This window comes from Rhizobium aureum (genome assembly GCF_030182495.1).
In the GTDB taxonomy this organism is placed as follows: domain Bacteria; phylum Pseudomonadota; class Alphaproteobacteria; order Rhizobiales; family Rhizobiaceae; genus Rhizobium; species Rhizobium tropici_C.
The window spans coordinates 1-13,200 of record NZ_JAQJCI010000026.1; the positions used below are offsets into that span (position 1 = coordinate 1).

15 protein-coding genes are annotated in these 13,200 nt (G+C 60.3%); 4 read left to right on the top strand and 11 right to left on the bottom strand.

What is annotated here, in order from left to right; translation table 11 throughout:
* The 9 genes from PH552_RS31425 to PH552_RS31465 all read right to left on the bottom strand — a co-directional run.
* Positions 1 to 243: transposase (locus tag PH552_RS31425; RefSeq protein ID WP_285166446.1), on the bottom strand; the 243-nt coding region annotated here is incomplete at its 3' end.
* A gap of 98 nt (positions 244 to 341) precedes the next feature.
* A complete protein-coding gene (locus PH552_RS31430; RefSeq protein ID WP_112340352.1) occupies positions 342 to 773 on the bottom strand; it encodes a Ros/MucR family transcriptional regulator in 432 nt (143 codons plus the stop codon).
* A gap of 530 nt (positions 774 to 1,303) precedes the next feature.
* Positions 1,304 to 1,669: a monovalent cation/H(+) antiporter subunit G gene (gene mnhG, locus PH552_RS31435; protein ID WP_113251160.1), complete on the bottom strand. Its 366-nt coding sequence runs from the start codon at positions 1,667 to 1,669 to the stop codon at positions 1,304 to 1,306.
* On the bottom strand, positions 1,669 to 2,046 hold the full coding sequence (locus tag PH552_RS31440; RefSeq protein WP_113251161.1) for a cation:proton antiporter: 378 nt from the start codon (positions 2,044 to 2,046) through the stop codon (positions 1,669 to 1,671). The genes mnhG and PH552_RS31440 overlap by 1 nt, the downstream gene beginning before the upstream one ends.
* Positions 2,043 to 2,516, bottom strand: a complete 474-nt coding sequence (locus PH552_RS31445; protein WP_113251162.1) for a Na+/H+ antiporter subunit E — start codon at positions 2,514 to 2,516, stop codon at positions 2,043 to 2,045. The genes PH552_RS31440 and PH552_RS31445 overlap by 4 nt, the downstream gene beginning before the upstream one ends.
* A complete protein-coding gene (locus PH552_RS31450) occupies positions 2,513 to 4,075 on the bottom strand; it encodes a Na+/H+ antiporter subunit D (protein WP_285166571.1) in 1,563 nt (520 codons plus the stop codon). Before PH552_RS31450 ends, PH552_RS31445 begins: the two co-directional genes overlap by 4 nt.
* Positions 4,076 to 4,079: 4 nt before the next feature.
* Entirely contained in the window at positions 4,080 to 4,457 is a 378-nt protein-coding gene (locus PH552_RS31455) for a Na+/H+ antiporter subunit C (RefSeq protein ID WP_112340347.1), read from the bottom strand.
* The gene (locus tag PH552_RS31460; RefSeq protein WP_113251164.1) at positions 4,457 to 4,876 is read right to left on the bottom strand and encodes a Na+/H+ antiporter subunit B; all 420 of its coding nucleotides are present in this window, start codon (positions 4,874 to 4,876) and stop codon (positions 4,457 to 4,459) included. The genes PH552_RS31455 and PH552_RS31460 overlap by 1 nt, the downstream gene beginning before the upstream one ends.
* A complete protein-coding gene (locus tag PH552_RS31465; RefSeq protein ID WP_113251165.1) occupies positions 4,873 to 7,269 on the bottom strand; it encodes a putative monovalent cation/H+ antiporter subunit A in 2,397 nt (798 codons plus the stop codon). The genes PH552_RS31460 and PH552_RS31465 overlap by 4 nt, the downstream gene beginning before the upstream one ends.
* Positions 7,270 to 7,617: 348 nt before the next feature.
* Between PH552_RS31465 and PH552_RS31470 the strand changes: the two genes are divergently transcribed.
* Complete coding sequence (locus tag PH552_RS31470; protein WP_113251166.1) at positions 7,618 to 8,133, top strand: hypothetical protein; 516 nt, start codon at positions 7,618 to 7,620, stop codon at positions 8,131 to 8,133.
* On the opposite strand, the gene trhA is transcribed toward PH552_RS31470, so the two are convergent.
* Positions 8,108 to 8,776 carry a PAQR family membrane homeostasis protein TrhA gene (gene trhA / locus PH552_RS31475; protein WP_113251167.1) on the bottom strand — a complete coding sequence of 223 codons (669 nt, stop codon included), beginning with the start codon at positions 8,774 to 8,776 and terminating at the stop codon, positions 8,108 to 8,110. The two genes, PH552_RS31470 and trhA, sit on opposite strands and share 26 nt — an antisense overlap.
* Before the next feature lie 309 nt (positions 8,777 to 9,085).
* Between trhA and PH552_RS31480 the strand changes: the two genes are divergently transcribed.
* Both PH552_RS31480 and PH552_RS31485 read left to right on the top strand, forming a co-directional pair.
* Positions 9,086 to 9,952: a VOC family protein gene (locus PH552_RS31480; RefSeq protein ID WP_113251168.1), complete on the top strand. Its 867-nt coding sequence runs from the start codon at positions 9,086 to 9,088 to the stop codon at positions 9,950 to 9,952.
* 98 nt (positions 9,953 to 10,050) lie between these two features.
* The gene (locus PH552_RS31485) at positions 10,051 to 11,220 is read left to right on the top strand and encodes an AI-2E family transporter (RefSeq protein WP_112340341.1); all 1,170 of its coding nucleotides are present in this window, start codon (positions 10,051 to 10,053) and stop codon (positions 11,218 to 11,220) included.
* 13 nt (positions 11,221 to 11,233) lie between these two features.
* On the opposite strand, the gene PH552_RS31490 is transcribed toward PH552_RS31485, so the two are convergent.
* Positions 11,234 to 12,025 (bottom strand): polysaccharide deacetylase family protein, encoded by a 792-nt coding sequence (locus PH552_RS31490; protein WP_113251195.1) that lies wholly within the window; start codon positions 12,023 to 12,025, stop codon positions 11,234 to 11,236.
* Between the two features lie 260 nt (positions 12,026 to 12,285).
* Between PH552_RS31490 and PH552_RS31495 the strand changes: the two genes are divergently transcribed.
* Positions 12,286 to 13,197 carry a DnaJ C-terminal domain-containing protein gene (locus tag PH552_RS31495; RefSeq protein ID WP_113251169.1) on the top strand — a complete coding sequence of 304 codons (912 nt, stop codon included), beginning with the start codon at positions 12,286 to 12,288 and terminating at the stop codon, positions 13,195 to 13,197.
* Positions 13,198 to 13,200 lie beyond the last annotated feature (3 nt).

The following is a 13,200-nucleotide window of genomic DNA, read 5'->3' on the forward strand; positions in this document are numbered from 1 at the left end:
GCGCACCAGCTGCCGCTCGGAGCGAATGCCGTAGAGGTAGCCGATGAACAGCGCCTTGAACATCAGCGTCGGATCAAGCGGCGGGCGGCCATTGTCGGCGCAGTACAAGCCGGCAACGCGATCGTGGATGAACGAGAAGTCGATCACCGCGTCTATTCGGCGCAGAAGGTGATCCTTCGGCACAAGACTGTCGAGCGTCACCATCTCGAGAGCCGTCTGTTCGGGAGCAGGTTTCTTCAGCATGTCCCATTGAATCAAAAACCTCCGGCTGACGCCAGAGGTTTGTCAGCAGTCTGACCCGGCTCGAGAGCCGGGTTTTTCTTTGATTCAGTAATGAACTCTCAGCGGCCGCCGCGCTTGCGGCGCTGGCCGAGACCCATTTCCTTTGCAAGGCGCGAACGGGCTTCGGCATAAGCCGGTGCCACCATCGGATAATCGGCGGCCAGATCCCACTTCTCGCGATATTCTTCCGGCGAAAGACCGTGATGGGTCATAAGATGGCGCTTCAGCGACTTGAAGCTGCCGCCACATTCCAGGCAGGTGATCTGATCATCCTGCACGGACTTGCGAACCGATACGGCCGGCTTCTGCTTTTCGACCACGGTTACGGCAGGAGCCGGAGCCGAGGTGTTGCTCAAGGCGGAATGTACGTCGGAAATCAAGTTCGGAAGGTCGCTGACCGGTACGACATGGTTGCTGACATAGGCCGCAACGATGTCGGCGGTCAGTTCAACCAGTAACTCCTGCCCGTTGCCAAGGGCCGCATCTGTCATTGTGTTCTCCTGTTCATCGGCTTGCTTGCCGCGCCGCGCCCCAAAAGAGAGCGCAGGGCACAGCGTTGCTGTATAATCTGCGCCTGACTTCGGAAATCTGCTGATCCCGGAGTTTCCCAGCGCCGAGCAATTCGCGCAAACGTATTGCTCGTATTCGTAGCAGCCATCAGCAAGAAAACGGTGCATAACGCCATATTTCTTATCGCATGAAATCCACCCCTAGATTTCACGCGAGGGAAAACCGCTTCTTGCCGCCTGATATCAGAATTAGCGACCACGATAGCGATCTCTAATCGCTGATCGGAACAAAGTTTTGCTCAGCTTTGTATCAAGGAAAGATAAAAGCATTGAGAGCTTAAACCCGGTCGAGACTAACTTAACATCAGAACTCTACTTGAATCTGAATTAGCACTCTTTACCCAAATGTCCAGTTTTTAATCCCAACATTTCTTCGCAAAAAATTCATCTACTAAAAAATGGATAACTAATAACGCGAACAGATATTCCTTCATTAACAATTTCTGCGTTTGTTAGCCCTTTTTTCCATTCCCGCGTTTCGCGAGCTGCTCGTGCCGCACCAATTCATCGCGTACGGAAGGCGCCGTCAAGCGATGCCCCGCCTTGTGCGCCGCACGCGCAAGAAGATGTGCCGAAATCGGTGCGGTCAATACGAAAAAGACAAATCCGGCCAGCGCCCGCGCCAATATCGGCAGGTCCTGCGAATGAATACCGACCGCAAGTAGCAATAGGCCGGAACCCACGGTGCCTGCCTTCGATGCCGCATGCATGCGGCTGTAGAGATCCGGAAGGCGAACAATGCCGATGGCGGCAATAAGCGAGAACAATGCGCCAGCCAACAGAAGCACGGCGACCAGGATAGCCCAAAGCAAATCCATCAACGCCCTCCCTTCCGTTGCTTGTTCCGTTTGCGCGTCTTCTTGCTTTCGGAAGCGCCGATAGTTTCCGGGCGTGCAGCATGCCGGCTCGAAACATCGGGTTGCGCCCGCGTCAGGATGAACCGGGCGAAGGCGACAGTGGCGAGGAAACCGACGAGGCCCAGCGAAATGGCAATATCGATGTAAAGCGTGAAGCCGGTCTTGATGGCGATGACGGCAATGAAGCCGATGGCGATCGCCACCAGCATATCGAGCGCCAGAACCCGATCCGGCAATGTCGGACCGGCAACCACCCGATACACGGTGAACAGGAAGGCGATGCTCAGTATGCCCAGCGCCACCATTGCTGCAGCCGAAACGATAGATGCGGCCATCATCGGAAAGCCTCCATGATGCGGTGCTCGAAGCCGTCGGCGATGCCGCGCCTGATGGCTTCCGGATCGGAGCAATCGAGCGCATGAACATAAAGCATCTTGCGGTCATCCGAGACGTCGACCGATAGCGTGCCCGGCGTCAGCGTGATGAGGTTGGCAAGCAGCGTGATTTCAAAATCGCGGTCGACCGTCAGGGGAAAGGCGAAAATCCCGGGCTTCACATCGATCCTGGGGCTCATGACGGCCACGGCAACGGCCCAGACGGACTTTGCGAGCTCGCATATGAACAGTACCAGGAGCGCGAGGATGCGGCGAGCACGCCCGAGATAGAGTACGCCTCCGTAGGATGATCGCACGATCGCGAGCGCAACCGCCGCAAGGACGAAGCCGAAGACCAGATTGATGAAGGAAGCACTGCCGGTTACGGCAACCCAGACGATGGCAAGCAGCAGATTGAAGATGAAGAGGATCATCGAGCGCCTCCTGCCGCGGGAAAGACGGAGTGCAGATAGGCCGATGGCTGCTCGAGGCCGGCGGCCGCCGCCTGGGTCAGGTGCAGGAGCCGTTCCGGAAACAGGCCGAAGCCGATGACAAGCAGCGAAAGAGCAAGAAGCGGCAAAGCGGCCTGCCACCTGATCGGCTCCGCCGCGACGCTATCGCCCGCCGCGGGTCGCCAATAAGCGAGCAGGAACACCCGCCCGAAAACGATCGTTGTCAGGAAACCGGCCAGCAGGATTGTTGCGGCGAGCCACCAGGCGCCCGTTGCGAGCGCGGCCTTTACCAGTACGACCTTTGGCCAGAAGCCCGAAAAGGGCGGCAGACCGCTGATGGCGAAGAAAAGCACCAGCGAAAGACCGGCAAACCAGCCGCTCTGCCGATAGAGCCCGCCGAGAGCCGTGAGTGAAAAGCTGCCGCCGAGCCGTGCCGCCTGCCCTGCAAGCAGATAAAGTGCGGTCATCAGCACCATCGAATGCAGCGCATAGAAGATCGCGCCGCTGAGGCCATCGGCATTGCCGAGGGCAACGCCAGCCAGCATCGTGCCGATGCCCGATATGACGATATAGCCGAGCATGCGCCTGACATCGTTTGCCCCGAGCGCACCCATGACCCCGACGAGCATGGTCGCGATGGCGATGACCGTGACCAGCGGACCGAGCCCTGCCCGCTCGACAGGCAGCAGCATGACCAAAACCCGGATGAGGGCATAGATGCCGACCTTGGTCAGCAAGCCGGCGAAGAGCGCCGAAACGGTGATGCGGGGGGTGTGATAGGAAGCCGGGAGCCAGAAATTGACCGGGAAGGCTGCCGCCTTCATGCCGAAGGCCAACAGGAACAGGCCTGCCAGGGTCGTCAGCGGCGCATTGCTCTCACCCGCCCTCGCCTTCATGGCGATATCGGCCATGTTGAGCGTACCGAAGACGGCGTAGAGATAGCCGACGGAGACGAGGAACAGCGTGGTGGCGATGAGATTGAGGAGGGCGTATTTCAATGCGCCATCGATCTGCTCGCGCTCCGAGCCGAGGATCAGCAGGCCGAAAGACGAGATCAGCAGCACCTCGAACCAGACATAGAGATTGAAGACGTCGCCCGTCAGGAAGGCGCCGCTGACGCCAGCCAGCAACAGCATCAGGAAAGGGAAAAAACCATATCGCCGCCCGCTCACGGTGATTTCGCCGAGCGAGTAGAAGCCCGCCAACAGGGCGACAACGGCTGCCGTCAGGGCCATGAGCGCGCCGAAAATATCGACGCTGAAGGCGATGCCGAAAGGCGGCAGCCATCGTCCCATGACCATCGTGACGGCGCCCTCGTCGACGACCTTATAGAGCAAGGCAGCGTCGATCAGCACCAGCAGTACGAGACCGGGAATAGCGATCGCGGCATGCCATTCGGTCCGGTTGCGCAACATCAGCAGAATCGCCCCGAGCCCGATGCACAAGGCGACCGGCAGGATGACAAGCCAATGGCCCACAGGCACGGGTGCGGCAACCAGCGCGGCGGAGAGATCGACGGGAATATCGGGTGGGCCGGCCATCGCGTCAGTAGCCCAGGGGCGGCAACGGCCGCTCGTCCGGTTCGGCCACGAGCATCTCGCCCGTATTGTCGGTCCTTAAGTCCTGATAGGCGCGGTAGGTCAGGACAAGCAGAAAGGCAAGGAATGAAAAGGAGATGACGATCGCCGTCAGGATCAAGGCTTGCGGCAGCGGATTGGCGGCTGCGTTGTCGAGCGTGCTCGCCCCTTTCCGGATGATGGGAGGCACTTCGGGCGTGACCCGGCCGGCGGTAAAAAGCAGAAGATTGACGGCATTGCCGAGAATGGCGATGCCGAGCATGATGCGGATCGAGAATTTCGACAGCATCAGATAGATCGCGGCGGCGAAGAAGAGGCCGACGACGAGGGCAAAGACGACCTCCATCAATCCGCCTCCCGCTCTTCGAGCGCCAGCGCGATCGAGGTAATGGCTCCAACAACCACCAGATAGACGCCGATATCGAAGAGCATGACGGTCGAAAGCGGCACCTCGACGCCGAAGAGATGGGGATAGATCCAAAGGCCGGTCATGAACGGCACGCCGCAAAAAACAGACAGAAAGCCGGCAAGGGTCGCCGCCAACAGACCGAAGCCGGCGATCGCCAGCGGATGAAAAATAATGGCTTGCCGGACCGCCGTGACGCCACAGGCAATACCATAGATTGCCAGGGCCGACGCTGCGATGAGGCCGCCAATAAAGCCGCCGCCGGGTTCGTTATGGCCGCGCAGCAGCACGAAAACGGAGAAGAGCAGCATCAGGGCGGTCAGAAACGGCGCGGCGGTGCGGAAGATCAGCGTATTCACGAGCGCTCGGCCTCCATCCTTTCGCCGAGACCGGCCTTTTCCTCAAGATCGGGGTCGTTGGTTGCAAGCTTACGCTCGCCGCCGGCACGGATGCGGATCAGCGCCAGGATCGCAAGGCCGGTCATGGCGACGACGGCAATCTCGCCGAGCGTGTCCGTGCCGCGGAAATCGACGATGATGACATTCACCACATTGTCGCCATGCGCGATCAGCTTCGAATATTGATTGAAGAAGGCCGTCAGCGTCAGGTCGAACGGTGCCTGGGTCGCCTTCAGCAGCAGAAGCGCAAAGCCGATGCCGCAGGCGATCGCCAATACGGCATGAGCGACCCTGGCGAGCGGCGGCCGGTGATCCGAAGGCGAGAGGCGCAGGCGCGTCATCACCAGGGCCAGGATCACGACCGAAAGGGTCTCGACCATGAACTGCGTGAAGGACAGATCCGGTGCCCCGAACAAGAGAAAGATGACGGCGACGGCGAATCCCTGAATGCCGAGCGAAACAATGGCCGTCAGCCGGTCCCGCGCGAAGACGACTGCGGCAACACCGATGATGGCGATCAGGAAGATCGCCGCCTCGTGCCACTGCAGGTCCGGCCAGGCAGGCACATGAGGCAATTCGCCGTGGATCACGAGGGGGATCAGCAGCATCGCCGCAAGGCAGAGGAAGGTGACGGCGACATAGATTTCCAGCCGCCCGGGCTGCAGGAAACGCGAGACGACGTGTGAGAGCCGCACCAGGCCGGAGATGAACCCGTCGAAACCGCGATCCGGGCCCGGTCCCAGCATCCGCAGGACAATGGACATGAAAAAACGGGCGCGATCGAGCTGCCAATAGACAAGGATGCCGATCAGCACGGTCACGATGGAGAGTGCCAGAGGCAGGCCGATATGCGGAGCCAGCGAAACTGCGATCTGTAAACCTGTGCCGCTGACGGCGCTTGCCATCGGTGAGGAGATGTAAACGTGCCATAAGGGTGCGAACAAGGCCGAAGCGATGCCGAGCAAGGCAAGTGTCACCGGCCCGAGCCAAAGCAAGGGCGGCGCTTCATGCGGATGGCGTGGCGTCTCGGTCAGCGGCCCCAGGAAAGGCTTCAGCGCGACGGCGAAGGCGATGGCGAACATCAGCGCGTTGCCGGCCACGGCGATGATCGTCAGGATGATCGCGGCGGGCGATGCCTGTGCCAGCGCGGCATAGATCTCTTCCTTGGCGAGGAAACCGAAAGCCGGCGGCAGCCCCCCCATCGAGACCGCTGCAACCAGAGCGGCGGCAAAGGTCAGCGGCATGGCCGAGCGCAAGCCGCCCAGCCGGGTGATGTCGCGTGTCCCCGTCTCATGATCGACGATGCCGGCGACCATGAAAAGGGCGCCCTTGAACAGCGAATGCGCCACCAGATAGATGACAGCTGCTTCGATGGCATAATCCGTGCCGAAGCCGGTGAGCATGACCAGCAGGCCGAGCGAGGAAACCGTCGTATAGGCGAGCTTCAGCTTCAGATCGGTCTGGCGGATGGCAAGCAAGGTTCCGACGAGCAGCGTGGCGGCACCAAAAAGCGGAAGGATGGCCTGCCAGGCCGTCGTACCGCCGAGGACGGGATTGAGCCGCATCACAAGATAGACGCCCGCCTTCACCATGGTTGCCGAGTGAAGGTAGGCCGAAACGGGAGTCGGCGCTTCCATGGCATTCGGCAGCCAGAAATGGAACGGAAACTGCGCCGATTTGGTGAAGGCGCCGCCAAGCACCAGGATCAGGGCTGCAAGATAGAGCGGACTCGCCCGCACGAGATCGCCGGCTTTCAACAGGTCGGACATCGCGGCGATACCGGTTATCTGCCAGAGCAGCAGCAGGCCTGCCAGCAGCAGCAGCCCTCCGCCGCCGGTCACGACCAGTGCCTGCAGCGCCGCCCGGCGCGAGGCTTCCCGCTGATGATCAAAACCGATCAGCAGGAAGGAGGTGATCGAGGTCAGCTCCCAGAAGACGAAGAGCGTCAGGAAGCTATCCGAGACGACGAGGCCGAGCATCGAGCCCATGAAGAGGAAGATGAAGGAGAAGAAGCGGCCGAGATCGACATGCCCCTTCAGATAGCCGCCGGCATAGAGGACGATCAGCGTGCCGATGCCGGTGATGAGCAGCGCGAAGGTCAGCGACAGGCCGTCAATCAGCCAGGAAAGCCGCAGATTGAGGCTTGGCACCCAATCGAAGCCGCCCAATTCAGCCTGCCCGGCCGCGATTGCAGGAAGAAAGCCGACGAAATGAATGAAGGAAAGCGCTGGAAGCAACGCCAAGAGCCAGGCCGCATTATGACCTAGCCGCCGAACAGCGATGGGCGCGATCAATGCACCGAGAAAGGGCAGGCATAGTGCCAGGAATGTCAGGCCCGCGGTGGCGGCGGCCATGTTCCCCCCTTTGTTGAATGATCATCGAATCCGTCAATGCCGGAGCTGACTTGAAGGGATAGGCGAAAGGGCACATCGCCTCAAGCCCTGGAAAGGGAAAACCGGACGTAAACCACTGAAATCGGCTTTTTAAACGGTGGCCTGCAGACGTTGCAAACGGCTGGACCCGTGACAGCTTCGTAAACTGCGGGCAGCGGGGCCAGACAAACCGCCAATTACGCATAGCTCGCAATGAAGCTGTAACGAATTTGCGCTAATTTGTGCCAGCATCTTCAATCGCTATGGAATTTCCGCCGAAAAATGCGTTATTCTTGACCGGTTTGCAGATCCCGCCTCCCAGGAACCGCAATGCTCGCCCGTCTGATCGCACTCCTGCTTCTTTCCTCCGCCTCGGCCTTTGCCGCGGATTGGCGGTCCTATGACAATGCAGGTCTCGGCTATGCGATCGAGCTGCCGCCGGAATTCCATCTCGCAACTCCTTCCGGGGATACCGATCGGCTCGCGCTGTCACCGGCGGACCGCTCGGCGACGCTGCTGGTTTTCAGCACGATGATCGCCAATGGCGATTTTGCCTCGGAAGCGAATGGGCGCATGGCACTGGCAAGGGAGGACGGCTGGAAGATTTCCTATTCCAAATCGAACTCGCGCGGCATCAGCTTCTCAGGCACCAGGCAGGGGCGCATCGTGTATGTCCGCGGCGTCGCCCTTTGCAATGGGGCGGCGGCCTTCTTCCAGATGGACTATTCGAAAACGGATATGCAGCGCTACGATGCCATCGTCATGCGCCTGGTGCGTAGCCTGCGCTCGACCAGGAAGTGCACGCCGACGGCAGAGATCGTCAAAAGCTTTCCGGTGACAGGCTGAAGCAGGTCAGCACCGCCGAATAATGCACGGCGGCCGCGGCGACGACAAAGCCGTGCCAGATGGCATTCTGGAAACGCAGCTTTTCCCAGACGTGAAAGATTACGCCAAGCGAGTAGATCACGCCGCCGATGATGATGAGCAGCATCGAGGCGAAGGGGATATGCATGGAAACCGACTTGGCGACCAAAATACCGCTCCAGCCCATGGCCAGGTAGAGCAGGATCGCCAATCGGTCGTAGCGCCCTGGAAACAGGCATTTCAGGATGATGCCGAAGGCGGCGAAGACCCAGACGGCGATCAGCACGCCGAGCAACAGGGGATCCCCGGCCCCCCGCTCAAGAAAGGGCGTGTAGGTGGCGGCGATCAGGACATAGATGAAGGAGTGGTCGAAACGGCGGAGGAACCATTTCGTCCTGGATACCGGCCAGAGATTGTAGGTGAAGGACATTCCGAGCGTCAGCACCAGGCCGATCCCATAGATCCAGGCCGCTGCAATCTCTCCGTAGGAGCTCCAGACCGTCGCATAGAAGATCAATACGGTCGCGCCGATCAATGCAAAGACGACCCCGACACCATTGACGATGCTGTCGGCGATAATCTCATAGCGATCATAGGCCCAACGGATGCCCCTATACTCGGTCATTGAACTCCGTCCGCTTCCGTCCGAAATCGATCTTCGCACCGGGGCGACGAAGAAGCAACTGCGCCAAACGCGCGCATCGATCAATCTTCGTAAACGAGGCCCACCCACCGCATGCGTCAATGGAAAGCGAACGCTCAATCCGCAATTTATGGGCTTCTGTGAACAATCGAAATCCGCCATATCAACTGCAAGTACGGCGGGCAGAGGATATCCAAAGAGGCAATCAATCGGCAAACTCCCCCGCCCCTGGCGGCCCATAGCCGCCGACGCCGGTTGCCTTTTTAAAGTATCGAGGCTGGAACTGATCCTATGACCGAAACTGCCCCTTCCTATGCTCTGACCCGTCCCGCCTATGTCGGCCAGTCGCACCTCGTCGTCACCGACCTTGCGCAGGTGTCGCGTTTCTATCAGGACATGCTCGGCCTGAAGGTGATCGAGAAGACAGCAAGCGGCGAGGTCTTGGGCGTTGCCGGCCATCCCTTGCTGACACTGACGACGGATCGGGCTGCGATGCGCGCGCCGAAGACCGCCGCAGGCCTCTTCCACACCGCCTTTCTGATGCCGAGCCGCGTCGAACTGGCGCGCTGGCTTCGCCATGCCGCCCAAAACAATGTCGTACTGGAAGGCGCATCGGATCATATCGTCAGCGAAGCCATCTATCTCTCCGATCCGGAAGGTAACGGTATCGAGATCTATGCCGACCGGCCGCACGATGAGTGGACCTTCCATAACGACGGCACGGTCGAGATGGCCACGCTTCGGCTCGATCTGCAGAAGCTCTGCGAAAGCGCCCCGCAGGACCGCTGGGAGGGCATGGCCGAGGGATCGGCCATCGGCCATATCCATCTGCAGGTAGGCGATGTGGCGGAAGCCAATGCCTTCTATCGCGACGTGCTCGGCATGAAGGTAATGGCCGCGCGCTATCCTGGCGCGACTTTCCTTGCGACGGGCGGTTACCACCATCATCTCGGCGCCAATACCTGGAACAGCCGCGGCGCCGGTCTGCGCTCCGAACATATGACCGGTCTTTCCGACTATACGCTGCGGTTCAACGACAAGGCCGCGCTCGATAGCGCCGTCTCCGCCCTGGAGCAGCATGAGATCAAGACCGAGAAACGCGACGGCGGCGTTTCGCTGCGCGACCCCTGGGGTATCGGACTGAACCTGATCGCCTGATCTGCCCAAATCGCTATCGCGTAAGCCCGTTGCGGAACCGGAACGGGCTTTTCGCGTTGGAGTAGCGAGGCGATTGTGCCTCTGGGAACGTGCAGGGCATGGAAGTCGATAAAGTCGTTACCACGCGATCGGAAACAACGGTTACATGCGAAGGCAGGACCGACGCAGAACGCAACACATCTCAAGATGAGCGCGACGACGACAATATTTTCGACATTTCCCACGGATCGATGCGTGGCAGGCTCGACATCGCCGCATCCTGGGCGACCATAGGAATCTTCCTTATCCTGGCCTTGGCCGGCGTCTACATGATGTCACTGATCCTCATCCCGGTAACGCTCGCGGTCGTCGTCGGCATGATCCTCGGGCTGGCGGCGGAAAAGCTCAGCAAGCTCGGCGTGCCCCGCGTCCTGAACGCCATGCTTCTGTCTTCGGCCGTGGCGTTGGTCATCTTCCTCGTCATCAACGCGCTTGCCGGACCGGTCGGCAAACTCGCCCAGGAAGCGCCTGACTTCTTTCAGCGCACCTCCGACCGACTGATGCCCTACCTCGATAGGTTCAGATGGCTGCATGTTTCGTCCGAAAGCCTTCAGGGCGGTCCGATGTCGATCAGCACCCTTTTGGAAAACAGCGGCAACGTCCTGCATGTCGTGTCGACCAGCCTGACACCGGCCATCGTGCAAATCCTGATTTTCTTCGCTGCATTGCTGCTGTTTCTTGCCGGCAGGGTGAGCCTGCGCAAGACGATCATTCTGGCCTTCTCCACCCACGCGTCGCGGCTGACCACGATCCGGATCCTGAATGCGGTGGAACAGGTGCTCGGCTTCTATTTTGCGACAGCCTCGCTGATCTATGCCGGAATAGGCGTTGCCATGACTGTTATCGCCTATGTCGGCGGCTTAAGCGTGCCGGTGCTATGGGGCGCCTTCGCTTTCGTTTCGAGCTTCATTCCGTTCCTCGGCATCACGACGATGACGATTGCATTGGCGATTGCCGGTATCGTCACGCATTCCGACATCATCTTCGGCCTCGCGCCCGCCATCGCGTTTTTCGCCGTGCATCTGGCGGTCGAAAACCTCGTTTTCCCCGCGATCATGGGCCGGCAATGGGAGATCAATCCCTTCGTCGTCTTTCTTGCCATTCTCTTCTGGACATGGATGTGGGGTGCCGTCGGCGCCATGCTGGCCCTGCCGCTGTCGCTGATCGTCATGACCGTCGTCGAAGAGCTGTTCATCGAGGAAAAGGTCCAGCCGCAATTGCCGGGTTAAGCCCTTTAACTCCTCAATTCGTCGTCCCGTCGTCACCCTTTTCGGAGATATCCTGCAGGCGAACGAACTCCACGCCCTTCGCCTTCAGCGCAAGAATACTGGCCGCGACCCCCTCACCCGCCGCATGCGTCGGCTGGTTGATGTGGGAGATAATGACATCGCCGTCCCTGGCGGAGGCATATTGCTTCTCCACCATCTTTGCCGGCAGCAGCGAGCCGCTGTCGCCGTTCACCGAATAGCCGGCAATTCGATACCCCATGCCGCGGATCTGCGCGATGGCGGAAGGGCTGTATTTCGCGGTCGCGCCGCGGAACCAACGCGGCTGCGGAATTCCGGCCGCGATCATCGCCTCGGCGCCGCCCTTGACTTCCTGCGCGACAGCCTGAGGCGAACCGGCGGCGGGGATGCCATAAACCTTGGTCGGAATGTCGACGGCCGGGATATGGTTCTGCCCGTGATTTTCCAGTTCGAAGAGATCGGGGTTGGCCAGGAAGACCTTCAATGCGTCGGGGTTGGTGCGCAGCCAACGCGCGGTGACGAAGATCGTCGCCGGGATGCGCTGATCGACGAGGGTGCTGAGAATGCGTGGATCGGTCTTGCCCATGCAGGCGTCGAAGGTGAGCGCGATGCGGGGCGCGCCCTTGCCCGCCCGATCGACGTGCAGATGCGGCTCGACAAGCCTGGTGTTCGACGGCGGCGCCTTAGGCGGCAGTTGCGGCCAGCCGGCAGGCGGCTGCTCGGTCTGCGCGGCGAGGACGGCTCGCGCGGCAAGCAGAAGCATGAATGTCGGCAACAGGCGTTTCATCGAGGCGGCCACCGGGTAGATCAAACAAACGAAATCGGGCGGCCGAATGATGATCATGTCAGCTGCAACGCCGCCATCATCCGGCAACACGCCGGAAATATGGCAAACCGGCGTCGCTCGGCTCATTTCACAGCACAAATGCGCCGGACATGAAAGCCTCCAAGTGCGGACTTCAACCAGGTGTCGTCTGTGCTACGATTGATATGAGGTTGCCGTAGCACTATGTGCGTATTTTTCCCTGCTCCCAAAGAGAGACATGCATGAGTCGCGATCCCTATGAAGTTCTGGGCGTGAAGCGGGACGCTCCGCAAAAGGATATTCAAAGCGCCTACCGCAAGCTTGCCAAGAAGCTGCATCCCGATCTCAACCCCGGCGACAAGCAGGCCGAGGACAAGTTCAAGGAGGCCTCGGCAGCCTATGGCATTCTTGGCGACGAGGAGAAGCGTGCGCGGTTCGACCGCGGCGAGATCGACAGCAGCGGTGCCGAGCAGGCACCGCGCAACTATTACCGTGATTATGCGGCGAACGAAGGCCAGCGTGGCCGCTATCAGAATGCCGGCGGCTTTGCCGATTTCGGCGATGCCGACGACATATTTTCCAGTTTCTTCTCGCGGCGCAGCCGAGGCCAAACGAAAATGCAGGGTCAAGACCGTCACTATACGATGGAGGTCGATTTCCTTGACGCCATCAACGGCGTGAAGAAACAGATCAGCCTGCCCGACGGGCCGGCGCTCGACGTCCAGATCCCGCCCGGCACGCGCGACGGCCAGACGCTTCGCCTCAAGGGCAAGGGACATCCCGGCTTCGGCGGCGGGGCCGCCGGCGATGCGCTGATCGCGGTGCATGTCCGGCCGCATCGCTTCTATACCCGCGATGGCGACGATATCCGGATGGAACTGCCGATCTCGCTGTCGGAAGCAGTGCTCGGCGGCAAGATCCGGGTTCCGACACCGTCCGGCGCGGTTACCGTTACTCTCGCTCCGAACTCCAATACGGGCAAGGTGCTGCGCCTGAAGGGCAAGGGCGCACCCGTGCGCGGCAAGGAAAACGGCGACGCCTATGTCACCCTGAAGGTCGTCCTGCCGGAGACGCCGGATCCCGAACTGACACGCTTCGTTTCCGAATGGGAGGCGGGCAAGGCACAAGATCCCAGAAAGTCCATGGGAGGATAAGCG